Consider the following 23,246-nt stretch of genomic DNA (forward strand, 5'->3'; position numbering starts at 1 on the left):
CCGCGTCTGTAGATGACAGGGAACGCACCGCCGCGCGCACCGGGGGATGCACTGCTCTCCGGTCCGTGGCTTCATCCAGGGAGCAGGACATGAGCCACCCATTCGACGACGTCAGCCCGGGCGGCAGCCCGATCCTGGTGCACAGCCGCCAGAAGGACTTCGCGCTCGCCATCGGCGAAGAACAGCACATCGAGGCGATCAGCGCCCACCTCGAACGCCATCTGGGCCCGGTGTCCGGTGTCTTCCACGAGATCATCTCCGACCTGGTGCACATCGACGTGCACGTGGTGCCGGCCAATGACCAGTTCCCGTACCTGCGCCTGGTCACTTCCGGCATGAGCGACCTGCCGATGACCGTGCCCGCCGAAGTCGGTGCGGACGTGCCGCGCTACATGGAACTGATGGTGACCCTGCCGGCGGACTGGCCGATCACGCAGGAGGCTTTCGAGGACGAACGCAACTACTGGCCGGTGCGCCTGCTGAAGGGCATGGCGCGGCTGCCGCACGAGTACGACACCTGGCTGGGCTTCGGCCACACCATTCCCAACGGCCATCCCAGCGAGCCCTATGCGCCGGGCGTGGGCTTCGACGGCGCCATCGTGCTGCCGCCGGTGACTACCCCGGATGACTTCGCCACGCTGGAACTGGACGACGGCAGGACCATCAGCTTCATGACCCTGGTTCCGCTGTATCCGGAAGAGATGGACCTGAAGCTGAAGAAGGGCGCCGAGGCGCTGCTCGACCGCTTCAATGCGAAGAAGATCCAGGACGTGATCGAACCCGGTCGCACCAACGTGGCCAGGAAGCGTTTCGGGCTGTTCTGAGCCTGCGGCGTATCCTCTGCACCTGTCCTCATTGAAATCCAGGCAACTGCAATGACCCTCCTGCTCACCGGCGCTGCCGGCTTCATCGGTGCCTACACCGCCCGCGCCCTGCTGGAGGCCGGCCAGTCGGTGGTCGGCCTGGACAACTTCAACGATTACTACGATCCGCAGATCAAGCGCGACCGCGTGGCCGCGCTGTGCCCGTCGCTGGACCTGCGCACCCTGGACCTGACCGACCGCGAAGGCCTGGCCGCACTGTTCGATGAAGTGAAGCCGAGCGCGGTGATCCACCTGGCCGCGCAGGCCGGCGTGCGCTATTCGCTGGAAAACCCGCACGCCTACGTCGACAGCAACCTGGTCGGCTTTGTCAACATGCTCGAGCTGTGCCGCCACGGTGGCGTGCAGCACCTGGTGTACGCCTCCAGCAGCTCGGTCTACGGCGATTCGGCCACGCCGCCGTTCTCCGAGGACCAGCGCGTGGACCAGCCGCGCTCGCTGTACGCGGCGACCAAGGCCGCCAACGAGCTGATGGCCCATACCTACGCGCAGCTGTACGGCCTGCATGCCACCGGCCTGCGCTTCTTCACCGTCTACGGCCCGTGGGGCCGGCCGGACATGGCGCCGCTGCTGTTTTCGCGCGCGGTGCTGGCCGGGCGCCCGATCGACGTGTTCAACGAAGGCCGCATGCAGCGCGATTTCACACATGTCTCCGACATCGTGTCGGGTATCCTCGGCGCGCTCGCGCATCCGTCCGATGGTCCGGTGCCGCACCGGGTGTTCAACCTCGGCAACCATACGCCGGTCGAGCTGGAGCGCTTCATCAGCGTGATCGAGCAGGCTGCCGGCCGCCCCGCGCAGAAGGTCTACAAGCCCATGCAGCCCGGCGACATGGTGCGCACGATGGCCGATACCCGGCGCGCGCATGACGCTTTCGGCTTCGATGCGGTGACCCCGATCGAAGCAGGGCTGCCGCCGGTGGTGCAGTGGTGCCGCGAGTATTTTGGTGATCGCGCCTGAGGACGGATCCTCACGCTGCCGGGTTCATCTTCGGATAACCTCGGCTGCGGAGAATGCGCGGTCTTTGTCCCCCCTTTGGCCGAGTGCCTTATGAGCCAACCCGAGCTTTCCGTTGTCGTCCCGGTGTTCAACGAGCGCGACAATGTCGCCCCGCTGGTCGCCGAAATCACCGCTGCGCTGCGTGGCCGGCTGCCGTTCGAGATCGTCTACATCGACGATCACTCGCGCGATGACACCCTGGCGGTGCTGCAGGGACTGAAGGCGACCACGCCGGAACTGCGGGTACTGCATCACGTGAACCAGAGCGGGCAGAGCACCGCCGTGCGCACCGGCGTCAAGCATGCGCGGGCGCCGTGGATCGCGACCCTGGATGGCGATGGCCAGAACGATCCGGCCGATATCCCCAAGCTGCTGGCCGCACGCGACGCTGCCGATGTGCAGGTGAAGCTGTTCGCCGGCTGGCGCGTCAACCGCCAGGACAGTGGCAGCAAGCGCTGGGCCAGCCGCTGGGCCAACCGCATCCGCGCCCGCATGCTGCGCGATGACACGCCCGATACCGGCTGTGGCATCAAGCTGTTCGAGCGCAGCGCGTTCCTCGACCTGCCGTACTTCGACCACATGCACCGCTACCTGCCGGCGCTGATGCAGCGCGCCGGCTGGAAGACCACCAGCGTGCCGGTCAACCACCGCCACCGCACCGCTGGCGTGTCGAAGTACAACAACCTCGGCCGCGCGCTGGTCGGCATCCGTGACCTGCGTGGCGTGGCCTGGCTGATCACCCGCAGCAAGCGCACCGCGGTGGAGGAGCGTTGATGGATCTGGAGCTGCATTGGCTCGACCAGCCGCTGACCTGGCTGTACTGGACTGGCCTGCACGTGACCGGCTGGAAGCTGATCGGCTATACCGGCGCGCTGATGTTCGGCGGCCGCTGGCTGGTCCAGTTCGTCGCGTCCAAGCGCGCCGGCAAGCCGGTGATCCCGCGCCTGTTCTGGTACATGAGCGTGCTGGGCAGCCTGATGACGCTGAGCTACTTCCTGTTCTCGGCCAAGCAGGATTCGGTGGGCGTGCTGCAGAACCTGTTCCCGGCGTTCACCGCGCTGTACAGCCTGCACCTGGACATCAAGCACCGCGGCTGGAAGCGCGACAAGGCCAGCCACTGAGGCCTGCGGGGTGCCTGCCCTGGGTAGCGTCGACGGTCAGTCGACTTTCGCGCGGAGCGCGGGCTTTGCTACATGTGGCGGAAGAGCAGCCGACTGACAGTCGGCTCTACCCAGTCGGCTCTACCACGCGCCTTCGGTGCCGGGGTCTCGGCCGGCGGCCGGTTCCCGGTCCTCCCTGCTGCGGGTAGCGTCGACGGTCAGTCGACTTTCGCGCGGAGCGCGGACTTTGCCACGTCTGGCGGAAGAGCAGCCGACTAACAGTCGGCTCTACCCAGTCGGCTCTACCACGCGCCTCCGGCGCTGCAGGCAGGACCTTCGTCCCATGCCACGGGCGGTGGGGGGTGCCATCATCGGGGCCTGCCTTCCCGGGAACCTGTGCTCGTGAAAACCCGTCTTGCCGTCGCCCTGCTGCTCGCCCTGTCCACCCCCGCCGTGGCCCTGGCCGCGCCGTCCGCCACTGCCGCACCGGCCAGCGTGGCCACCGAATCGCCCGCCGACGCCGCCTTCCGCGCGCTGTACGAGAAGGAGTGGAAGTGGCGCCAGCAGGGAGGTGGCGAGGCCAGCGAGGATGAAGACGCGCCCGCCAACGCCACCCGCATGCCTGACGTCGGCCCGGCCGCGCAGCAGGCGCGCCTGAAGGTGTGGGACGAGACCCTGGCCGCGCTGAAGAAGATCGACCCGAAGACCCTGTCGGCTGACAACCAGGTCAACTACGCGATCTACCACGACCAGGTGTTCAACCTGGCCGAGGAAGTGCGCCTGCGCGCCTACGAGATGCCGTTCAACGCCGACTCCTCGTTCTGGTCCAACCTGTCCTTCATGGCGCGGCGCGAGATGAAGACCGTGCAGGACTACCAGAACTACATTGCGCGCCTGAACGATGTGCCGCGCTACTTCGGCCAGCAGACCGAGAACATGCGCGCTGGCCTGAAGCGTGGCTTCAGCGTGCCGCGCGCGGTGCTCGACGGCCGCGAAGTGTCCATCGCCACCGTCGCCGAGCTGAAGGACCCGACCGAATCGCCGCTGTACGCGCCGTTCAAGAAGCTGCCCAACAGCATCCCGGCCGCCGAACAGGCCAGGCTGCAGGCGCAGGCGCGTGCGGCGATCAGCGGCAAGGTAGTGCCGGCGTTCCAGCAGCTGCGCACCTTCTTCGTCAACGAATACGTGCCGCAGGCGCGTACCACCCTGGCCGCCGAAGCGATGCCCGATGGCAAGGCGTACTACCGGCAGCAGATCCACGAATACACCACGCTGGACCTGTCGCCGGACGAGATCCATCGGATCGGCCTGGAGGAAGTCGCTCGCATCCAGAGCGAGATGAACGACATCATCAAGCAGGTGAAGTTCAAGGGCAGCTTCGCCGAGTTCCTGACCTTCCTGCGTACCGATCCGCAGTTCTATGCCAAGACGCCGGAAGAGCTGCTGTCGCGTGCCGCGTGGATTTCCAAGCGGGCGGACGGCCAGCTCGGCAAGTACATGACGTTGCCGCGCGCACGCTTCACCATCGTGCCGGTGCCGCCGGACATCGCACCGTTCTGGACGGCCGGCCGCGGTGGCATGGGTACCTACTGGCTCAACACCTACAACCTGCCATCGCGCCCGCTGTACAACCTGCCGGCGCTGACCCTGCATGAATCCGATCCGGGCCATTCGCTGCAGGGCGCGATCGCCGCCGAGCAGAAGAACCTGCCCGAGTTCCGCCGCAACGCCTACATCTCCGCCTATGGCGAAGGCTGGGCGCTGTACTGCGAGAAGCTGGGCGTGGAGATGGGCATCTACGAAACCCCGTACGAGGATTTCGGCCGCCTGACCTACGAGATGTGGCGCGCGGCGCGCCTGGTGATCGACACCGGCGTTCACAGCAAGGGCTGGAGCCGCGAACAGGCGCTGGCCTACCTGCGTGACCACACCGCGCTGAGCGAGCATGAAGTGACCACCGAAGTGGACCGCTACATTTCCTGGCCGGGCCAGGCGCTGAGCTACAAGCTGGGCGAGATCGCCATCGTGCGCCTGCGTGCGCAGGCCGAGAAGGAGCTGGGCGACAAGTTCGACATCAAGGGGTTCCATGACACCCTGCTCAAGCAGGGCTCGGTGCCGCTGCCGGTGCTGGAACAGCAGATCCAGGCCTATATCGCCGAGCGCAAGAAGGCCTGACCGTTACCGGGTAGTGCCGGCCGCTGGCCGGCAACCCGACCCGGTCACGGGGTCGGATCCCTTTCCTGTGGAAAGGGCTCCGACCCCCTCTCACCTCAACCCACCGCCCGCGGCTTGGCTACCCGCGCCGCGAAGGTCGGCAGCACCAGCAGGGTCAGCACGGTGGCGGTGATCAGTCCGCCGATCACCACCGTCGCCAGCGGCTTCTGCACCTCCGCACCGGAACCGCTGGCAATCGCCATCGGGATGAAGCCGACGATGGCCACCAGCGCCGTGGTCAGCACCGCGCGGATGCGGCTGGAGGCACCGTTGATCGCTGCCTGCAGCGGCAGGTCACCGGCGTCCAGGCGTTCGCGGATCGCCTGCATCAGCACCAGGCCGTTCAACGTGGCCACGCCGGAGACGGCGATGAAGCCAACCGCCGCCGATACCGAGAACGGCATGCCCCGCAGCAGCAGCGCGAGGATGCCGCCAACCAGCGCCAACGGCACGCAGCTGAACACCAGAATGGCTTCCTTGCCGCTGCGCAGGGCCATGAACAGCAGGCTGCCGATCAGCAGGAACACCACCGGCACCACCGTTGCCAGTCGCTTCTCCGCGCGCTGCAGGTTCTCGAACTGGCCACCCCAGGTCAGGTACGCACCCGGCGGCAGCGCCACGTCGGCCACCGCGGCCTGTGCCTCGCCGACGAAGCCGCCCAGGTCGCGGCCACGCACGTTGGCCTGCACCACTACGCGGCGGCTGCCGTTGTTGCGGCTGATCTGGTTCGGTCCTTCACTGACCGTGATGCGCGCCACCGACGACAACGGAATCACCAGCCCAGATGGCGTAGCGATCGGCAGCGACGCCAACTGGTCCGGATCGTTGCGCGAGGCATCGTCCAGGCGCACTACCACATTGAAGCGGCGATCACCCTCGAAGATCTTGCCGGCTGCCGTGCCACCAATGCCGGTGGACAGCGCATCACTCACGTCTGCGGCGGTCAGCCCGTACTGTGCCGCCGCTACGTGGTCGATCGCCACGTTGAGCGTGGGCAGGCCAGAGATCTGTTCCACCCGCACGTCGGCCGCGCCGTTCACCGCACGCAGCTTCAGCGCCACCTGGTCGGCCACCTTCTGCAGCTGGCTGAAGTCATCGCCGAAGATCATCACCGCCAGGTCGGTACGCACGCCGGAAATCAGTTCGTTGAAGCGCAGCTCGATCGGCTGGCTGAACTCGAAGCTGTTGCCCAGCTGCTGCCCGGCCAGTTTCTCGAAGCGCGCCACCAGTGCGTCCTTGGCCAGCGTCGGATCGGGCCAGTCCTTGCGCGGCTTCAGTACGATCACGCTGTCGGAGATGTTGGTCGGCATCGGGTCAATGGCCGCCTCGGCGGTACCGGTGCGCGAGAACACGGTTTCCACTTCCGGCTCTTTGGCGATCGCCTTCTCCAGCGCCAGCTGCATCGCCAGCGACTGCTCCAGCGAAGTCGACGGCACGCGCAGGGCCTGCATCGCCACGTTGCCTTCATCCAGCGTCGGCATGAACTCGCGGCCCAGCAGCGAGAACGCGCCGACGCCCACCACCACCATCATCACCGCACCGGCCAGCACCGTGCGCGGGTGCGCCACGGCCTTGCGCACCACTGGTTCGATGCGCGCACGCAGCACGCGGATCAGCCTGGTTTCGTGCTCGCCGTCGTCAGCATGTGCGTCACCTTCTTTCACCTTGGGCTCGCGCACCAGCAGCGCGGCCATCGCCGGCACGAAGGTGAAGGAGAACAGGAAGGCACCGACCAGGGCCAGCATGAAGGTCGCCGCCATCGGGTGGAACGTCTTGCCCTCCACGCCTTCCAGCGTGAGGATCGGTGCGAACACCAGCAGGATGATCAGCTGGCCGAACGCCGCCGGTCGCGCCATTTTCAGCGCTGCATCGGCGGCCACGCGCAGCCGCTCCATCGCGGTCAGCGCACGACCCAGTTCGGCGCGGCGCTGGCCCAGCATCAGCAGCGTCGACTCGACCACGATCACCGCACCGTCCACCAGGATGCCGAAATCCAGCGCACCCAGGCTCATCAGGTTGCCACTGATGCCGAAGCGGTTCATGCCGATCACTGCGAACAGGAACGACAGCGGAATCACCAGCGCGGTGATCGTCGCCGCACGCAGGTTGCCCAGCAGCAGGAACAGCACCACCACCACCAGCAGCGCGCCCTCGGTGAGGTTCTTGGCCACGGTCTTGATGGTGGAATTGACCAGCACGCTGCGGTCCAGCACCGGTGCCGCCACGATGTCGGCCGGCAGTGACTTGTTCACCTGCTCCAGGCGCGCGGCAGCTGCCTGCGCCACGGTGCGACTGTTGCCACCGGCGATCATCAGCGCGGTACCCAGCACGGCTTCATGGCCGTTGCGGCTGGCCGCGCCCAGCCGCGGCGCGCGGCTCAGTTCCACCGTGGCCACATCGGCCACGCGCACCACCATGCCATTGCGGGTGGCCACCGGTGCCTGCGCCAGGTCGTCGGTGGTCAGCGCCAGGCCATCGGCACGCACCACCAGGCCTTCGCCGGCACGCTGCACGAAGCCGGCGCCGGCCTGCACGTTGGAACGCTGCAGGGCGGTGACCAGGTCGGCCAGGCCGAGGCCATGCGCGGCCAGTCTGGCGCTGTCCGGATGCACGCCGTACTCCTTGACGTAGCCGCCAACCGTATCGACCCCGGCCAGCCCCGAGCTGGAACGCATCTGCGGCGCGATGATCCAGTCCTGCACGGTGCGCAGGTAGGTCGCACGTTCTTCCGGTGTACGCAGCAGGTTGCCTTCCGGCGTGCGGTAGACCTCGCCAGCCTGCCAGCCCGCTTCACCGGGCTTGGCCACCTTGGCCGGATCGAACGCGGTGAAGTCCACCGTCCACATCAGCACCTCGCCAAGCCCGGTGGTGACCGGCGACAGCATCGGCGATGCACCGTCGGGCAGGTCTTCGGACGCCTCGCGCATGCGCTCGGCCACCTGCTGGCGGGCGAAGTAGATGTCGGTGGCATCGGTGAAGATCGCGGTGACCTGCGAGAAGCCATTGCGCGACAGCGAACGCGTGGTGGTCAGGCCGGGAATGCCGGCCAGCGCGGTTTCCAGCGGATAGGTCACCTGCCGCTCGATCTGCTCCGGGGTCAGCGCCGGTGCCACCGTGTTGATCTGCACCTGGCGGTTGGTGATGTCCGGCACCGCGTCGATCGGCAGCTTGCCCAGCTGGAACAGGCCCACGGCGGCGATCAGCGCGGCCATGAACACCACCAGCCAGCGGTGGCGCACCGCTGTTTCAATGATCAGCTTGAACATGGTCGCCTCCTCAGTGGCCGTGCTCGGCTTCGCCCTTGGCCAGCTCGGCCTTGAGCAGGAAGGCATTGGCACCGACGATGCGCTCGCTGCCGGTCAGCCCACCGAGGATCTCTATGCGGTCACCGGCACGGCGCCCGGCCAGGACCGGCTGTGCCTTGAAGCCACCTTCGACGGCGACGAACACCGCGCTGCTGCCATCGACGTTCTGCACCGCATCGGCCGGCACGCTGAGCGAGCCATCCTGGCCCTCGGTGACGACCACGGCCGAAACCGGCGAACCGGCCGGCGGCAGCGCCGCATCCACCGGCGTGGCGCGGATCACCGCGACGCCGCCCTGCTGGCGCACATCGGCGGCCGAACCGGTGACGGTGGCGGTGAAGCTGCCACCCGGCGCGCTCACTTCCAGTGTCATGCCCGGCGTGACCTGTGCCGCCAGCGCTGGCGGTGCGGTGAACACCAGCTCGTTCATCGTCGGGTCGGCGACATCGGCCACCGCGCTGCCGGCGGCGACCACGCCACCCGGGGTGACCTGCACGTTGCCGACGATGCCGGCCACCGGACTGGTGATGCGCACACGGCCGCTGCTGTCCGGCGAACCGTTGGCGGCGGCCTGGGCCTGCGCGGCGGCGGCCTGGGCCTGTGCCGCCAGCGAACGTGCGCGCGAGGCTTCCATTTCCTGGCGGGCGACCACGCCCTGCTCGACCAATGCCTTGTCGCGGCCATAGGCCAGGCGCGCAGCCTCGGCTTCGGCCGATGCGGCCAGCGCATTGGCGCGGAACACCGCGGCTTCGCCACTGACTACGATGGCCAGTGCCTGGTTCTGCTTCACCGCGGTGCCCGGCGCGACCAGCACGCGTTCGACGCGGCCGGTCACGGTCGAAGCCACCGAGGCACGTGCACCGACCGACGGTTCGACGCGGCCGGACAGGCGCGTGGAACCACCGCCACCACGACCGACCGCGACCACTTCGATACCGGACGCCTTGATCTGCTCGGGGGTCAACTGCACGACACCCTCATCCGCATCGGCGGGCGCCTTTGCGGATTCGGCCTTGGCTTCCTTGCTGTCGGACGCGTGGCCATGGCCGTCGTCGGTGCCGGCCTTGGCCGCAGCCGGGTCTTCATTTGCAGGCGTCTGCGCATTGCCAGCGCAGCCGGCCAGCAGCACGGCCAGCAGCGCGCCGCCGATCAGCGGGAAAGTACGGGAGAGAGTCATGGGGCCTCCACAAAGGGTGCGCGCCCTTCCAGGCGGGCAAGATCGATTTCCGCGGCGACGCGGGACAGGCGCGCATCCACGGCGGTGCCGCGGGCGGCGATGAGGGCGCTGCGCGTGCTGCGCAGTTCCAGCTGCGAGATGCGTCCGGCGTCGAAGCCAATGCGAGCCAGGCGATACGCCTCCTCGGCGGCGACCACGCTTTCATCGGCGGCGCGGGTACGGCTGCTGGCGGCCTTCAACCCGGCCACCGCGGAGAGGCGCTCGGCCTCGCTGTCGCGGCGCTGCTGGTCCAGGCGTGCTTCGGCTGCGCGCTGGTCGGCGTTGGCGGCGCGGATGCCCCCGCGGTTGCGGTCGAACAGCGGGATGCTGAGGCTGACCCCGAGGTTGTAGGCACGCTCGCCCCCCTCGCGAAAGCGGGTCTGCGCGGCGGTGACGCTCAGATCGGGCAGGGCGCGCTTGCGCTCCACGTCGACCAGCTTGCCCGCCGCATCGGCCTCGGCTTCCGCGATGCGCACCGCCAGTGCGGTATCGATGGCACCGCGTGGCAGCGGCGGCGCGCGGTCGAGCAGGCTGTCGTTGATCGATTGCACCGGCGCATCCAGCAGCGCGGTGCCGGCCAGGCGGGCCAGCGCGGCATCGCGGAAGGCCTGCGCCTCATCCAGCGCGGCGCTGGCATTGGCCACTTCGCTCTGCGCCTGCACCGCACGCAGCTGCGGTTCGCGGCCCTGCTTGACCAACGCGTTGACCGCGTTGGCGTCATCGCGGGTGAGGCTCAGTGCCTCTTCGGCCAGGGTGTAGCGGCGCAGTGCACTTTCCGCCTGTGCATAGACCACCGCCAGCTGGCTGGCCACGTCGCTGCGGCTCTGCGTGCCTCGCAGGTTGGCCGCCTGTGCCTCGGCGCGGGCCGCACGGACGCGCGCGCCTCGCTGGCCCCAGACCTCCAGCGGCTGGGACAGGGTAAGCACGCTGTCGGCCTTGCCCATGCCGCCATAGGAGCCGGTGCCCCAGGCGTTCTCGGCCGACCAGGACAGGGAAGGGTTGGGCAGTGCGCGGGCCTGGTCGGCGCGCGCATCGGCGGCCTCGGCCAGCGCCGCACCGACGCGGGTGCCGGGCAGCTGGTCCAGGCGTTCAAGCAGGGTGTCATAGGAAGGGGCGGCTTGCGCCATCACCGCTGCCGCTGGGGCCAGGCCCAGCAACACGGCGACGACCCGCCCGGCCGCACGCAGCGGCCGAGGTGTCAGGATCGACATAGGGGGATTCCGGTTGTGAGTGAAACGGGAGCCCGCAATCGCGGGACGCGCTCAACTCACGCCCGGGGGGGACGCGTCAATTCATCCTGGGCGACCGCATAGGTCGCCGCGTCGCCGGCATTCATCCAGCGCGCCGGCAGCGGCGCACCGAAGGCGGCGAGGGTGCTGGCCGGCAGGCTCAGGTTGGAGTGGTGGCAGTGGTTGTGGCTGCAGGCACCGGTGTGCTTGCCGTCACTGTCACCCTCGGCATCATCGGCGTTGCTTTCCACGTGCACCGCAGTGGTGTCGTGCGGTTCAACCGCGCAGGCCAGCACGTCGGCCACCGGCACGACCACGAATGCCGCCATCAGCAGCATCAGCAGGGTCGAGCGGAGGTGGCGGGCGATCCGGCGCATGGACGGGAGGCTAGCAAGCGGTTTTCGACGGATACAATATCAATGGCCGCTTCGGGAATTCGTCGGAATCTCCCGTTCAGCTGGGCCGGGCGCGGGGTCGGATCCCTTTCCTCCGGAAAGAGCTCTGACCCCACCACATCGTTCGGGTGCGCCGCGCACCTGTGCTCCGGTAAGTGTCGACCTTGGTCGACACGCTTTTCGACCCCACCGCGTTGCCGGCCAGCGGCCGGCACTACCCGTGTCACGGCAGCTTCGCGATCACTTTGATCTCGAACTGGAACCCATACAGCCAGGTCACGCCGATACCGGTCAGGGTCGGGTGCGGCGCCTCGCCCCAATACTCCGGCACGATTGCCCAGGCCTTCTCAAAGTTCTTCTCTGGATCGACCAGGAACACGGTCACGTCGATCACGTCATCGAACGTGCAGCCCGCAGCAGCCAACACGGCGTTGAGATTCTCGAAGGCGCGGCGCACCTGGGTTTCGAAGTCCGGCTCGGGCGAACCGTCCTCGCGGCTGCCGACCTGGCCGGAGACGAACAGGAAACCGTTGGATCGGATCGCCGGCGAGTAGCGGTTGCGCTCGTACAGGGCCTGGCGGCCGGTGGGGAAAACGACATCACGCTGTGACATGGGGAAGATCCCGTGGGAGAGAACGCCATCCTCCGCGCCAGTTCTGTCTGGATAAACCGCGATGATCAGCCTAGATTGATTGTCAATTCCAAACAATCATGGCCCGCCATGGACCGTTTCGAGGCGATGCGGGCGTTTGCCCGGGTCGTGGAAACCGGCAGCTTCACCCGCGCCGCGCACACGCTGCAGATCAGCCGCACCACGGTCACCCAGCTGGTGCAGCAGCTGGAGGCACACCTGCGGCTGCGCCTGCTCAACCGCACCACGCGCCGGGTCAGCGTCACCGCCGATGGCGCGGCCTACTACCCGCGCATCGTCCGCCTGCTGGCCGAGCTGGAAGAGGTGGAGGGCGGGCTGGGTGACGCAGCCAGCCAGCCGCGCGGCCGCCTGCGCGTGGATGTGCCCGGACCCTATGCGCGGCTGCGGCTGGTGCCGGCGCTGCCGGACTTCCAGGCGCGCTACCCGGACATCCAGCTGGACGTCGGCGTCAGCGACCGCGAAGTCGATGTCATCGCCGACAACGTCGACTGTGTGATCCGGGGTGGCACCCCGACCGACCCGGCACTGGTGGCGCGGCCGCTGGCGGCGCTGCCGATCGGTTTCCACGCCAGCCCCGGTTATGTGCAGCGTTTCGGCCTGCCGACCGATCCGCGCGCGCTGCAAGGGCCCGATCACCACATGGTCGGCTTCCTCAGCCCGCGCAGTGGCCGGGCGCGGGTGTTCAGCGCGCAGCGCGGCGATGAACGCGTCGAGGTGCAGGGCCGCTATACGGTCGGCTTCGATGACGGAAACGCCTATCTGGCCGCAGCGCTGGCGGGCCTGGGCGTGGTGGCGCTGCCCAGCTACATGGCCGACCCGCACGTGGCGCGTGGCGAGTTGCTGCCGGTACTGGAGGACTGGCAACTGCCGTCGATGCCGATGCACGTGATGTTCCCGCCGAACCGGCACATGAGCCAGCGGTTGCGGGTGTTCATTGATTGGGTGGTGGAAGCGCTGGGGTGAGTGCATCGGTCGCGTGCGAAAATCGGCGTGCACGTGCTGGAGAACGCACACCCTGATGAGCCGCATCGTCGCACTGGATACCGAAACCACCGGCATCTCCCACCGCCTGGGGCACCGGGTGATCGAAATCGGTGCCGTCGAACTGATCGATGGCCAGCTCAGCGGCCGCCAGTTCCACACCTACCTGCAGCCGCAGCGCAGGGTCGACTGGGGCGCACAGCGCGTGCATGGCATCAGTGATGCGATGCTGGTGGGCAAGCCACTGTTTTCCAGCAAGGCCGCCGAACTGCTGGACTTCCTGCGCGGCAGCGAGATGGTCGCGCACAACGCCACCTTCGATGTGGGCTTCCTGGACAACGAGCTGCGTCTGTCCGGTATCCCCGGCACGCTGGCCCAGCACTGCCGCATCACCTGCAGCCTGAAGCTGGCGCGCGGGCGCTGGCCGGGCCAGGGCAACAAGCTGGATGATGTGCTGCAGCGCCTGCGCATTCCCAGCCAGCGCGGCCTGCACGGCGCGCTCAAGGATGCCCATCTGCTGGCGCAGGTGATTCCGCACCTGCGCTGAGGTCTGGCCGCTGTTACACCGGCCTCAACCAGCGCTCGATCATTGCCACCCCACGTGCCACCCCGTCCTCATGGCTCATCGCCGCGCCCAGGGCCGCCGCGCGTGCGCGTGTTGCGTCGGTTTCAGCGAAGGTGATGGCTGCCGCCAGCGTTGCTGCATCCAGTCGCTTCGGTGACAACGGTGCCGGTGCCACGCCCAACCGATGCAGGCGATCGGCCCAGAAGAACTGATCCGCGGCGAACGGCATCACCAGCGAGGGAATGCCGGCGCGGCAGGCCGAATGCGTGGTGCCGCTGCCACCATGGTGGATGGCGAGTGCGCAATGCGGGAACAGTGCTTCGTGTGGCGTCGGGCCGAGCACGAACACATCTGCTGGCAGCGCGCCCGTCGGCAGCCCGGCCCACCCTGGAAACAGCAGCACCCGGCGCGGTGCCAGCGCCTGCAGCAGGGCCGGCAGCACGCGCTCGCGATCAAACCCGGTCATGCTGCCAAAGCCCAGGTACACCGGCGGCGGCCCGGCATCGAGGAAGGCCTGCAGATCGACCGGGGGCGTCCAGGGCGCATCAGGTAGCCGCCACTGGCCACAGACGATGTGGTCGGCCGGCCAGTCCGCCGGTGGCGGCAGCAGCTGCGGCGAGATGCCATAGAGCATCGGCAGGCCGGACCACAACGCGCGGCGCGGCGATTGCCCCAGTTGCTGGCGTGCCGCGTTGATCGGCCGGCGGAACTGGCGCCAGATCAGGCCGTTGACCAGCCCATAGCTGGCGCGGTTCAACCAGCCCGGCGAGCGTCCCGGTGGCAGGAACGGAGAGCGGAAGGCCCGCGTCGGGGTCAGCGGGATCATGCCGGTGCCGATGACCGGCAATCCGCGGCGTTCGCCCACGCTCATGCCGACGAAGGCCGCCAAGCCACCGGTCAGAATCGCATCGCAGCCTTCTGCGGCCGCATCGGCCTGGCGCATCCAGCCGCTGACATGCTGCAGCGCCATCCGTGCCAGACCGGAACTGGCGGCGGCAACACCGTTGCCACGCGACACCAGGGCGACCACTTCGTCATGGATGTCACCTTCAAGGGCTGCGTGGGGCACATCCAGCGCCTGCGCACTGCCCAGGGTGCCGCCATCGGCCAGCAGTGTCACCGCGTGGCCTGCGCCGATCAGCCCATGGCAGAGCATGGCCAGCGGACGCGTATCGCCTTCGGTTCCGTAGGTCAGGGCCAGCAGCCGCATGGAAAGCTCCGCAGTGATCCGGGCCAGTATGCCGGTTGGCGGAGTCCCCCCGGCCCTGCCGGTTCAGTCCCCGCCTGTGGGTAACTTGCGCAAGTGCTTGAACCCGTGCATAATGCGCGGCTCGCTGTGTCCGGTTTTCTACCGGGCGGCGCCCCCGGGAGCACGTCCCCGGCCGCCCAACGCCAGCGTAACCCTTTGATTCTCTTGACGTGTGGTGGGCAACCATCGAGGCCGCCGTCGCCCGGGCTACGGGCTGACAACTACTACTATCGAGGTGCGCAATGTCCCGCGTATGCCAGGTTTCCGGCAAGCGAGTGCAGACGGGTAACAACGTCTCGCACGCCAACAACAAGACCCGTCGTCGTTTCCTGCCGAATCTGCACGAGCGCCGTTTCTGGGTGGCCAGCGAGAACCGCTGGGTCAAGCTTCGTGTTTCCGCGCATGCACTGCGCACCATCGACAAGAACGGCATTGATTCCGTTCTGGCTGAGCTGCGTGCGCGCGGCGAAAAGGTCTGAGGAGTAAAGCATCATGGCAGGCAAGCGCGATAAGGTCCGTATGATTTCCTCGGCCGGTACCGGCCACTTCTACACGACCGACAAGAACAAGAAGAACACCCCGGGGAAGATGGAATTCCTGAAGTACGATCCGGTCGTGCGCAAGCACGTCCTGTACAAGGAAGGCAAGATCAAGTAATCCGCACGGATTGCTGGTCCCCGCGAAGAAACCCGCCCTTGTGGCGGGTTTTTTCATGCCTGGCATCCTGATGCGGGTGCCGAACGTTCGGGCATTGCCTGCATGGCGCTCAACGGCCGCCGCCATGCCGACGCGGTGCGGCATTGAGCCGTCCTGTAGGGCCGAGCCCACGCTCGGCTGCTGTGCCGCCGGACCGGAAGGCCGTCGAGCGCGGCTCGACTCCACAAGGGCCGGTGGGCAGAATGGCCCATCACCTCCCGACGGGCGACACGATGCTGTTCGAGTGGTTGCTGGGTTCCTACCTGCTGCTGATCGACTGGCTGATCCGGCTGGTCGCGCTGTGCTGGATTCCCACCCGCACCACGCCGGGGGCCGCGCGCAGCTGGCTGCTGCTGGTCGGCTTCGTGCCGCTGCTGGGCCTGCCGCTGTACCTGCTGTTCGGCCACCCGTGGCTGTCGCGCGAGCGCATCCGCCGCCAGGCCGAGGCCTCGCAAGTCATCCGCGAAGAACAGGCGCTGCAGCATCGCCTGCGCTGGACACCGCAGCCGGACACCGCCAGCGCCGAGATCGTGCCGCTGGTGCAGCGCCAGGGCGACTTCATGCCGGTGCACGGCAACGCGGTCGACCTGCTGACCGACTACGACGAATCGCTGCACACGCTGATCGCCGACATCGACCAGGCCGAAGACCGCGTGCACCTGCTGTACTACCTGATGTTCGACGACGCAGTGGGCGAGGCGGTGGTCGAGGCGCTGCAGCGTGCAGCGGCGCGTGGCGTGCAATGCCGTGTGCTGCTCGATGCGGTAGGCGCCAAGCGCGGCCTGCGCGCCTATCGCAAGCGCCTGGAAGCGCGCGACATCGAGGTGCGCGCGATGCTGCCCGGTGGCCTGCGCTGGCGCCGCAGCGGGCGCATGGACCTGCGCAACCATCGCAAGATCGCGGTGATCGACAACGAAGTGGCCTATGTCGGTTCGCAGAACCTGGCCGGCCCGCAGTTCGTGCCCGGCCACCCGAACCGCGAGCTGGTGGCGCGCGTGCGTGGCCCGGCCGTGGCGCATCTGGAAGCGGTGTTCGCCAGCGACTGGTACATGGAAACCGGCCAGCGCCTGGACGTGATCGCCGATGTGCCCGAGTGCAGTGACGACATCGCCACCCAGCTGCTGCCCAGCGGTCCCGCCTATCCCTACAGCAACGCACGCGATGCGGTGGCGGCGCTGATCCACCTGGCGCGGCGCCGGCTGGTGATGGTCACCCCGTACTTCGTGCCTGACGAGGCCACGCTGAGCGCGCTGCGCATCGCGGCCTTGTCCGGCGTGCAGGTGCAGCTGATTCTGTCGGCCAGCAACAACCAGCGGCTGACCTCGTGGGCGCAGGAGGCGTACTACGACGAGCTGCTGCGCTGCGGCGTGCGCATCGCGCTGTACGAGCCGCAGTTCCTGCACGCCAAGCACATGAGCGTGGACGAGGACATCGCCGTGCTCGGCTCGATCAACATGGACATCCGCTCGTTCGCGCTGAATGCCGAGATCGGCCTGGTCTGCTACGACCGCGCGCTGGTGCAGCAGCTGTGCGCGATCGAGGATGGCTACCTGCGCGAGTCGCGGCAGCTGGACCTGCAGCAGTGGCGCAGCCGCCCCACGTGGCGGCGCAGCCGCGAAGGCATTGCACGCCTGGCCGATGCTTTGATGTGAGCGGAGCGCGCAACCGGCGGGGTAGATGCAAGCGGCAGGGGGGGGTGCAACCGATGGGGTGGATGCAACCGGCGGGGTAGAGTCGACTGTTAGTCGACTATCGCGCGCAGCGCGGGATTTTTATCGCAAGAGCAGTCGACTAACAGTCGACTCTACCCTGTCGTTTCCGACGTTTCCGACGTTTCCGTCATTACAGCGGTCGTTCCCGCCCGCTTCGGCAACCCGGCCCGTCATCGCCGATGGCCTACAATCGGCGCATGGCTGATTCACCGCGTAATGGCGAACTGGACCTGGCGATCATCGGCGGTGGTGCGGCCGGGGTGCTGGTGGCGATCCAGGTGCTGCGCCAGGCCCAGGCGCCGCTGGCGATTGCCATCTTCGAACCCGCCTCGCAGCTGGCGCAGGGCATCGCCTATGCCACGCCGTGGCCGGAGCACCTGCTGAACGTGCCGGCGGCGAAGATGAGTGCGTTTGCCGACCAGCCTGGCGATTTCCTCGACTACCTGATGGCCGCCAACGCCTACCCGGGCGAGGCGCGCGAGGTGCTGGGCGAGCGCTACGTGTGCCGCCACTACTTTGCGGCCTACCTGCAGCAGCGCCTGCAGGAGGCCGCCGCGGCCAGCCCGGCGCAGCTGCAGGTGATCGCGCAGCCGGTGCTGGGCCTGCAGCCGGATGACCACGGCTACCAGCTGGCACTCGGCGATGGACAGACGCTGCATGCCGCGCAGGTGGCACTGGCCACCGGCAACAGCATGCGGCCGCTGCCGGTAGCCGGTGCCGAGGCACTGCCCGCCGACGATGTGATCGAGGCCTGGGACTACGACGGCGTGCGCACCCTGGCCGGTGAGCAGGCCGTGGCCATCGTCGGCTCCGGCCTGAGCATGGCCGACACCGTGCTGGCGCTGGTTGCAGCCGGCCACACCGGCCCGCTGCATGTGATCTCGCGCCATGGCCTGCTGCCGTTGCCGCATGCGCATGGCGGCCTGCCCACGTTCGACCCGGCTGCGCTGCTGCCGATGAGCCTGCGCCAGCGCCTGCGCGCGTTGCGCGGGTTCGCGCGCCAGGCGCAGGCCGACGGCCTGCCGTGGCAGGGCGTGATGGACCGCATCCGTCCGCACGGGCAGGCGCTGTGGTGCAGCCTCGACGCGGCCGACCAGCGCCGCTTCCTGCGCCATGTGGTGCGCTACTGGGACGTACACCGCCACCGCATCGCCGAAGAGGTCGACGCACAGCTGCAGGCGCTGATCGAAAGCGGCCAACTGCGTATTCACCGGTCCCGCCTGCAACGCATCGGCCGCGAAGGCGATGCCCTGCGGCTGTCGGGTCGCGATTCCTCCGGCAAGGATCAGCAGTGGACGATCAGCGGGGTGATCAACGCCACCGGTGTGGAAACCCGCGCCAGCGCGCTGCGCAATCCGCTGCTGCAGCAGCTGCAGGCCGATGGCCTGGCCCGCCCCGGCCCGCATGGGCTGGGCCTGGACAGCACGGTGCCGGGCGACCGCCTGCGTGCGGCCGGTGGCCAGTTGCAGGCACGGCTGGGCGTACTTGGCAGCCTGCGCATCGGCAGCCTGTGGGAAAGCCTGGCGGTGCCTGAACTGCGTCAGCAGGCGCAGGCACTGGCCACCCAGGTGGTCGCAGGAGCCGCGACGGCGATGCCGTAAAATGGGGGCATGGATGTCTCCCACCTGCTTGATGGCCTGAACCCGGCCCAGCGCGAAGCCGTCTCCGCTCCCCCCGGTCACCACCTGGTGCTGGCCGGTGCCGGTTCCGGCAAGACCCGCGTACTCACCCACCGCATCGCCTGGCTGCATGAAGTCGATGGCGTGCCGACCCACGGCATTTTCGCGGTGACCTTCACCAACAAGGCGGCCGGCGAGATGCGCCACCGCATCGATGCACAGTTGCCCCATGGCAGCCGTGGCATGTGGATCGGTACCTTCCACGGCCTGGCCAACCGCCTGCTGCGCCTGCACTGGCAGGACGCGAAGCTGCCCGAAGGCTTCCAGGTGATGGATTCGGACGACCAGCTGCGGCTGGTCAAGCGCGTGGTGCAGGCGCTGGAGCTGGACGACGGCAAGTACCCGCCCAAGCAGATCGCGTGGTGGATCAACGCGCAGAAGGACGAGGGCCGCCGCCCGCAGCACATCCAGCCCGAACCGCACGACGCGTGGCTGGAAACCATGCGCCAGGCCTACATCGAGTATCAGGCGCGCTGCGACCGCGCCGGGCTGGTCGACTTCGCCGAGCTGCTGCTGCGCGCGCATGAACTGCTGCGCGACAACCCGGCGCTGCTGTCGCACTACCGCGCCCGCTTCCGCGAGATCCTGGTGGACGAGTTCCAGGACACCAACGCCATCCAGTACGCCTTCGTGCGCGTGCTGGCCGGTGATTCCGGCCACGTGTTCGTGGTCGGCGACGATGACCAGGCCATCTACGGCTGGCGCGGTGCCAAGGTCGAGAACGTGCAGGGCTTCCTGCGCGATTTCCCGGGCGCGCAGACCATCCGCCTGGAGCAGAACTACCGCTCCACCGCCAACATCCTCGGCGCTGCCAACGCGGTGATCGCGCACAACCCGGATCGCATCGGCAAGCAGCTGTGGACCGACAGCGGCGACGGCGAGCCGATCGACCTGTACGCCGCGTACAACGAGATGGACGAGGCGCGCTACATCGTCGAGCGTGCCCGCCAATGGGTGCGCGACGGGGGCAGCTACACCGAAGTGGCCGTGCTTTACCGCAGCAACGCGCAGTCGCGCGCGCTGGAAGAGGCGCTGCTGAGCGAGCAGGTGCCGTACCGCGTGTATGGCGGCATGCGCTTCTTCGAGCGTGCCGAAATCAAGGATGCGCTGGCCTACCTGCGCCTGCTGTCCAACCGCAACGATGACGCCGCCTTCGAGCGCGCGGTCAACACGCCCACCCGGGGCATCGGCGACCGTACGCTGGACGAAGTGCGTCGCGAGGCGCGCGCGCAGGGCATCTCGCTGTGGGAAGCAACGATGCTGGTCACCCAGGGCAACACGCTGGCCGCACGCGCGCGCAATGCGCTGGCCGGCTTCCTGGGACTGGTCAACGAGCTGCAGGCACAGACCGTGCACATGACCCTGGCCGAGCGCGTGGACCACGTGCTGGCCCGCTCGCAGCTGCGCGAGCACTGGAGCAAGGAAAGCCGCAATTCGCTGGATTCGGAATCGCGCACCGACAACCTCGACGAACTGGTCTCGGTCGCCTCGCGCTTCGTGCGCCGCGCCGACGACATCGAGGAAGTGGGCGAGGACATGGACGAGCTGGTCGCGTTCCTGGCCTATGCCGCGCTGGAGGCCGGTGAAGGCCAGGCGCAGGCCGGCGAGGACGGTGTGCAGTTGATGACCCTGCATTCGGCCAAGGGCCTGGAATTCCCGCTGGTGTTCCTGGCGGGCATGGAAGACGGCCTGTTCCCCAGCGCACGTTCGCTGGAAGAAAGCGGGCGGCTGGAGGAAGAGCGCCGCCTGGCCTACGTCGGCATCACCCGCGCGCGCCAGAAGCTGGTGCTGAGCTACGCCGAGTCGCGCCGCATCCACGGCCAGGACAACTACAGCCTGCCGTCGCGTTTCCTGCGCGAGATTCCGCGCGAGCTGCTGCACGAAGTGCGCCCGAAGGTGCAGGTCTCGCGGCCGGCCTCGATGGGCGCCAGCCGGGTGATGGGCCATGCCTCGATCGAGGCGCCGCCAGTCAAGCTCGGCGCGCTGGTCACCCATCCCAAGTTCGGCGAAGGCATGGTGACCGACTACGAAGGCAGCGGCGCGCACGCCCGCGTGCAGGTCGAGTTTGCTGATGCCGGCAGCAAGTGGCTGGTGATGGCCTACGCCAACCTGACGGTGATCTGATCACCGTTCAGGGGTCGGATCCCTCCCGCAGGGAGGGCTCTGACCCCATCGCGGAATGCACGTGGTTGGGGCCGGAGCCTTTTCCGTTGGAAAAGGGATCCGGCCCCGATTAGGCTGCGCGCATGACCCGCAACGTGCTCTTCCTCTGCAGCCAGAACCGCCTGCGCAGCCCCACCGCCGAGCAGGTATTCGCCGATTGGCCGGGCATCGAGACTGCCTCGGCCGGGCTGCTGGCCGACGCTGAGGAAGTGCTCAGCCCCGAGCTGCTGCAGTGGGCCGATATCGTGTTCGTGATGGAAAGAGCCCACCGCAACCGGCTGTCCAGCCGTTATAAGACTTGGTTGAACGGCAAGCGGGTGATCTGCCTGGATATCCCGGACGACTACGAGTACATGGACCCGGTGCTGGTGGAGCTGCTGAAGCGCAAGGTCACGCCATTCCTGCGTTGACAGGCTGTTGTAGAGCCGAGCCGATGCTCGGCGGCGTCTGGCGCGAAAAGCAGCCGAGCATCGGCCCGGCTCTACAATAGGCGGCACTTCTTCCAGGAACGCCCCCATGACCGAACCCACGCTGCACGTCACCGTGACGTTGAATGCCAAGCTGCAACCCGAACATCGCCATGAACTGTTCGAGGATCCGCTTGACGCGTTGCTGCAGGCGGCCCAGGTGGGCGAGCTGACGGGCGGCGGCACTGCGATGTCCGATCTGGGTGAGGTCGAATACGGCGACATCGAAGTGGCGCTGGTCGATGCCGATGGCGTGCCGAAGCTGATCGACCTGCTGGAGCAGTTGGGTGCACCGAAGGGCTCGAAGATCCACGGCGCAGGCGAGGCCGACCGCAGCTTCGGCGTGACCGAGGGCTTGGGCATCTACCTGGACGGCTTGAACCTGCCGGACGACGTCTACGAGCAGTGCGATTCCAACCATGTGTTCGAGCAGCTGTCGGAGAGCATCGACGGCCTGGGCGAGATCTGCAGCTGGTGGCAGGGCCCGACCGAGACCGCGCTGTACATGTACGGCCAATCGTTCGAGGCGATGCGCGATGCGATTGCCGAATTCGTGGGCACCTATCCGCTGTGCCAGAACGCGCGCATCGTGCAGATCGCCTGAGCGACGTTGTTGTAGGGCCGAGCCCATGCTCGGCTGCTTTTCCCGCCAGAAGCAGCCGAGCACGGGCTCGGCTCTACAGAGGAGGGTGGGCCGGGCCTGTCCCCCGGACCACGTGACGGTGCGCACACGCCGCTGCGCGACGCCGGATTGATCCTGCTCAAGGCGCCGCCTCCACATCCGGTGTGCAATGGTGTCGTTCCCATCTGGCAGACCGCCACGGAGCCCCACCATGTACAAGCGCATCCTGATTGCCACCGACGGGTCCGAGCTGGCCGACAAGGGCCTGGCGAAGGGCTTGGAGCTGGCCAAGGACCTCAATGCCGAGGTCGATATCGTCACTGTTTCCGAGCCGTGGGCGGTCGGCATGTACGACGCCATGGGCTGGAGCGTGGGTTACATGAACAGCCCCGAGTACAAGGCCGACCGCGAGGAAGGGGCGCAGAAGGTGCTGCAGCCGGCGCTGGCCAAGGCCGCCGAGCAGGGCATCACCGCCAACCCGGTACACGTGCTGGACCGCTACGCGGCCGACGGCATCATCGAGACCGCCGGCGAGCGCAACAGCGACCTGATCGTGATGACCTCGCACGGCCGCCGTGGCGTGACCCGTGTACTGCTGGGCAGCCAGACGGCCGAAGTGCTGGCGCGCAGCACGCTGCCGGTGCTGGTCATCCGCTGATCCATACCCGCTGATTCAAGCGTTCCCGGGGAGGGGACCCGACGCCGGCCGCAGGATGCGCGCCGGCGTTGTTTTTTGTGGGGGATCGGCGGCCGTGCCGACGGCACCGAGGGGGTCAGAGCCCTTTCCTGTGGAAAGGGATCCGGCCCCGGTCACAACCCCGGTCACCTCACCAGCTGTACAGCTTCCAGTAGACCGGCGACACGCCGTCCTTGTCGTTGTCCATGCGGCCGTCGCCGTTCTTGTCGTACATGTAGAACGGGGCACCGCGCGACGGGGTCACCTTGACCATGCGCAGCTGGCCGGACACACGGTATTCCTCGATGGTGTCACCGTTGTCCATGGTGCGCTTGGATACATCCGCGCCCTTGACGTCCACCGGGGGAGCACCCGCGCCACCCATGCTGGCGCAGCCAGCGAGCAGGAGCAGGGAAGCCAGCATCAGGGTCTTCATCGGCGGGGG

The 23,246-nt window shown here is 67.9% G+C and carries 22 protein-coding genes; 15 read left to right on the top strand and 7 right to left on the bottom strand.

The annotated features are described in order from the left end of the window. Positions 1-89: 89 nt before the first annotated feature. The 5 genes from LRM18_RS12895 to LRM18_RS12915 all read left to right on the top strand — a co-directional run bounded on the left by LRM18_RS12895 (position 90) and on the right by LRM18_RS12915 (position 5,155). Positions 90-824: a suppressor of fused domain protein gene (locus LRM18_RS12895; protein ID WP_270954770.1), complete on the top strand. Its 735-nt coding sequence runs from the start codon at positions 90-92 to the stop codon at positions 822-824. A 51-nt stretch (positions 825-875) separates the two neighbouring features. Then, entirely contained in the window at positions 876-1,841 is a 966-nt protein-coding gene (locus tag LRM18_RS12900) for an NAD-dependent epimerase/dehydratase family protein (protein ID WP_049471125.1), read from the top strand. Positions 1,842-1,931: 90 nt separating this feature from the next. Beyond that, the gene (locus tag LRM18_RS12905; protein WP_154331405.1) at positions 1,932-2,654 is read left to right on the top strand and encodes a glycosyltransferase family 2 protein; all 723 of its coding nucleotides are present in this window, start codon (positions 1,932-1,934) and stop codon (positions 2,652-2,654) included. Continuing rightward, positions 2,654-3,001 carry a lipid-A-disaccharide synthase N-terminal domain-containing protein gene (locus LRM18_RS12910; protein WP_014648879.1) on the top strand — a complete coding sequence of 116 codons (348 nt, stop codon included), beginning with the start codon at positions 2,654-2,656 and terminating at the stop codon, positions 2,999-3,001. The genes LRM18_RS12905 and LRM18_RS12910 overlap by 1 nt, the downstream gene beginning before the upstream one ends. Before the next feature lie 381 nt (positions 3,002-3,382). Next, complete coding sequence (locus LRM18_RS12915) at positions 3,383-5,155, top strand: DUF885 family protein (RefSeq protein ID WP_103282746.1); 1,773 nt, start codon at positions 3,383-3,385, stop codon at positions 5,153-5,155. A 95-nt stretch (positions 5,156-5,250) separates the two neighbouring features. On the opposite strand, the gene LRM18_RS12920 is transcribed toward LRM18_RS12915, so the two are convergent. From LRM18_RS12920 to LRM18_RS12940, 5 genes are all read right to left on the bottom strand, one after another. Further along, positions 5,251-8,460: a CusA/CzcA family heavy metal efflux RND transporter gene (locus tag LRM18_RS12920; protein WP_270954771.1), complete on the bottom strand. Its 3,210-nt coding sequence runs from the start codon at positions 8,458-8,460 to the stop codon at positions 5,251-5,253. A 10-nt stretch (positions 8,461-8,470) separates the two neighbouring features. After that, entirely contained in the window at positions 8,471-9,676 is a 1,206-nt protein-coding gene (locus tag LRM18_RS12925) for an efflux RND transporter periplasmic adaptor subunit (protein WP_103282744.1), read from the bottom strand. After that, positions 9,673-10,926 carry a TolC family protein gene (locus LRM18_RS12930; RefSeq protein ID WP_270954772.1) on the bottom strand — a complete coding sequence of 418 codons (1,254 nt, stop codon included), beginning with the start codon at positions 10,924-10,926 and terminating at the stop codon, positions 9,673-9,675. Before LRM18_RS12930 ends, LRM18_RS12925 begins: the two co-directional genes overlap by 4 nt. Positions 10,927-10,982: 56 nt before the next feature. Next, complete coding sequence (locus tag LRM18_RS12935; protein WP_057494028.1) at positions 10,983-11,321, bottom strand: hypothetical protein; 339 nt, start codon at positions 11,319-11,321, stop codon at positions 10,983-10,985. A 241-nt stretch (positions 11,322-11,562) separates the two neighbouring features. Beyond that, on the bottom strand, positions 11,563-11,952 hold the full coding sequence (locus LRM18_RS12940) for a RidA family protein (RefSeq protein WP_053504789.1): 390 nt from the start codon (positions 11,950-11,952) through the stop codon (positions 11,563-11,565). 108 nt (positions 11,953-12,060) lie between these two features. Between LRM18_RS12940 and LRM18_RS12945 the strand changes: the two genes are divergently transcribed. Both LRM18_RS12945 and dnaQ read left to right on the top strand, forming a co-directional pair. Further along, positions 12,061-12,954 (top strand): LysR family transcriptional regulator, encoded by an 894-nt coding sequence (locus LRM18_RS12945; protein ID WP_270954773.1) that lies wholly within the window; start codon positions 12,061-12,063, stop codon positions 12,952-12,954. Between the two features lie 55 nt (positions 12,955-13,009). After that, complete coding sequence (dnaQ, locus tag LRM18_RS12950; protein WP_058979216.1) at positions 13,010-13,519, top strand: DNA polymerase III subunit epsilon; 510 nt, start codon at positions 13,010-13,012, stop codon at positions 13,517-13,519. A 13-nt stretch (positions 13,520-13,532) separates the two neighbouring features. Here dnaQ and LRM18_RS12955 read toward each other — a convergent pair whose 3' ends face one another. Further along, positions 13,533-14,747: a glycosyltransferase gene (locus LRM18_RS12955; RefSeq protein ID WP_270954774.1), complete on the bottom strand. Its 1,215-nt coding sequence runs from the start codon at positions 14,745-14,747 to the stop codon at positions 13,533-13,535. Between the two features lie 281 nt (positions 14,748-15,028). On the opposite strand from LRM18_RS12955, the gene rpmB reads away from it, so the two are divergent. The 8 genes from rpmB (at position 15,029) to LRM18_RS12995 (ending at position 22,783) form a co-directional block, all read left to right on the top strand. Continuing rightward, positions 15,029-15,265 carry a 50S ribosomal protein L28 gene (rpmB, locus tag LRM18_RS12960; protein ID WP_005411638.1) on the top strand — a complete coding sequence of 79 codons (237 nt, stop codon included), beginning with the start codon at positions 15,029-15,031 and terminating at the stop codon, positions 15,263-15,265. A 10-nt stretch (positions 15,266-15,275) separates the two neighbouring features. Further along, positions 15,276-15,443, top strand: a complete 168-nt coding sequence (gene rpmG / locus LRM18_RS12965) for a 50S ribosomal protein L33 (RefSeq protein WP_169411268.1) — start codon at positions 15,276-15,278, stop codon at positions 15,441-15,443. A gap of 272 nt (positions 15,444-15,715) precedes the next feature. After that, positions 15,716-17,134: a cardiolipin synthase gene (gene cls / locus LRM18_RS12970; protein WP_057494033.1), complete on the top strand. Its 1,419-nt coding sequence runs from the start codon at positions 15,716-15,718 to the stop codon at positions 17,132-17,134. 239 nt (positions 17,135-17,373) lie between these two features. After that, positions 17,374-18,795, top strand: a complete 1,422-nt coding sequence (locus tag LRM18_RS12975) for an FAD/NAD(P)-binding protein (RefSeq protein WP_270954775.1) — start codon at positions 17,374-17,376, stop codon at positions 18,793-18,795. 9 nt (positions 18,796-18,804) lie between these two features. Beyond that, positions 18,805-20,997: a DNA helicase II gene (gene uvrD / locus LRM18_RS12980; protein ID WP_064239519.1), complete on the top strand. Its 2,193-nt coding sequence runs from the start codon at positions 18,805-18,807 to the stop codon at positions 20,995-20,997. A 122-nt stretch (positions 20,998-21,119) separates the two neighbouring features. Then, positions 21,120-21,446: a low molecular weight protein tyrosine phosphatase family protein gene (locus tag LRM18_RS12985; RefSeq protein ID WP_270954776.1), complete on the top strand. Its 327-nt coding sequence runs from the start codon at positions 21,120-21,122 to the stop codon at positions 21,444-21,446. A 106-nt stretch (positions 21,447-21,552) separates the two neighbouring features. Continuing rightward, a complete protein-coding gene (locus LRM18_RS12990; protein ID WP_270954777.1) occupies positions 21,553-22,107 on the top strand; it encodes a hypothetical protein in 555 nt (184 codons plus the stop codon). Between the two features lie 229 nt (positions 22,108-22,336). Beyond that, positions 22,337-22,783 carry a universal stress protein gene (locus tag LRM18_RS12995; RefSeq protein ID WP_005411629.1) on the top strand — a complete coding sequence of 149 codons (447 nt, stop codon included), beginning with the start codon at positions 22,337-22,339 and terminating at the stop codon, positions 22,781-22,783. A 169-nt stretch (positions 22,784-22,952) separates the two neighbouring features. On the opposite strand, the gene LRM18_RS13000 is transcribed toward LRM18_RS12995, so the two are convergent. Next, positions 22,953-23,237: a DUF2782 domain-containing protein gene (locus tag LRM18_RS13000; RefSeq protein ID WP_014038952.1), complete on the bottom strand. Its 285-nt coding sequence runs from the start codon at positions 23,235-23,237 to the stop codon at positions 22,953-22,955. Positions 23,238-23,246: the final 9 nt, after the last annotated feature.

The sequence above is a fragment of the Stenotrophomonas sp. PI_27 genome (assembly GCF_027854495.1).
GTDB lineage: Bacteria > Pseudomonadota > Gammaproteobacteria > Xanthomonadales > Xanthomonadaceae > Stenotrophomonas > Stenotrophomonas pavanii.

Bases quoted from the DNA above. Each gene is read 5' to 3' on its own strand.
- LRM18_RS12895 (WP_270954770.1), top strand. From the start codon at position 90: ATGAGCCACCCATTCGACGACGTCAGCCCGGGCGGCAGCCCGATCCTG.
- LRM18_RS12900 (WP_049471125.1), top strand. From the start codon at position 876: ATGACCCTCCTGCTCACCGGCGCTGCCGGCTTCATCGGTGCCTACACC.
- LRM18_RS12905 (WP_154331405.1), top strand. From the start codon at position 1,932: ATGAGCCAACCCGAGCTTTCCGTTGTCGTCCCGGTGTTCAACGAGCGC.
- LRM18_RS12910 (WP_014648879.1), top strand. From the start codon at position 2,654: ATGGATCTGGAGCTGCATTGGCTCGACCAGCCGCTGACCTGGCTGTAC.
- LRM18_RS12920 (WP_270954771.1), bottom strand. From the start codon at position 8,460: ATGTTCAAGCTGATCATTGAAACAGCGGTGCGCCACCGCTGGCTGGTG.
- LRM18_RS12925 (WP_103282744.1), bottom strand. From the start codon at position 9,676: ATGACTCTCTCCCGTACTTTCCCGCTGATCGGCGGCGCGCTGCTGGCC.
- LRM18_RS12930 (WP_270954772.1), bottom strand. From the start codon at position 10,926: ATGTCGATCCTGACACCTCGGCCGCTGCGTGCGGCCGGGCGGGTCGTC.
- LRM18_RS12935 (WP_057494028.1), bottom strand. From the start codon at position 11,321: ATGCGCCGGATCGCCCGCCACCTCCGCTCGACCCTGCTGATGCTGCTG.
- LRM18_RS12940 (WP_053504789.1), bottom strand. From the start codon at position 11,952: ATGTCACAGCGTGATGTCGTTTTCCCCACCGGCCGCCAGGCCCTGTAC.
- LRM18_RS12945 (WP_270954773.1), top strand. From the start codon at position 12,061: ATGGACCGTTTCGAGGCGATGCGGGCGTTTGCCCGGGTCGTGGAAACC.
- dnaQ (WP_058979216.1), top strand. From the start codon at position 13,010: ATGAGCCGCATCGTCGCACTGGATACCGAAACCACCGGCATCTCCCAC.
- LRM18_RS12955 (WP_270954774.1), bottom strand. From the start codon at position 14,747: ATGCGGCTGCTGGCCCTGACCTACGGAACCGAAGGCGATACGCGTCCG.
- rpmB (WP_005411638.1), top strand. From the start codon at position 15,029: ATGTCCCGCGTATGCCAGGTTTCCGGCAAGCGAGTGCAGACGGGTAAC.
- cls (WP_057494033.1), top strand. From the start codon at position 15,716: ATGCTGTTCGAGTGGTTGCTGGGTTCCTACCTGCTGCTGATCGACTGG.
- LRM18_RS12975 (WP_270954775.1), top strand. From the start codon at position 17,374: ATGGCCTACAATCGGCGCATGGCTGATTCACCGCGTAATGGCGAACTG.
- uvrD (WP_064239519.1), top strand. From the start codon at position 18,805: ATGGATGTCTCCCACCTGCTTGATGGCCTGAACCCGGCCCAGCGCGAA.
- LRM18_RS12985 (WP_270954776.1), top strand. From the start codon at position 21,120: ATGACCCGCAACGTGCTCTTCCTCTGCAGCCAGAACCGCCTGCGCAGC.
- LRM18_RS12990 (WP_270954777.1), top strand. From the start codon at position 21,553: ATGACCGAACCCACGCTGCACGTCACCGTGACGTTGAATGCCAAGCTG.
- LRM18_RS12995 (WP_005411629.1), top strand. From the start codon at position 22,337: ATGTACAAGCGCATCCTGATTGCCACCGACGGGTCCGAGCTGGCCGAC.
- LRM18_RS13000 (WP_014038952.1), bottom strand. From the start codon at position 23,237: ATGAAGACCCTGATGCTGGCTTCCCTGCTCCTGCTCGCTGGCTGCGCC.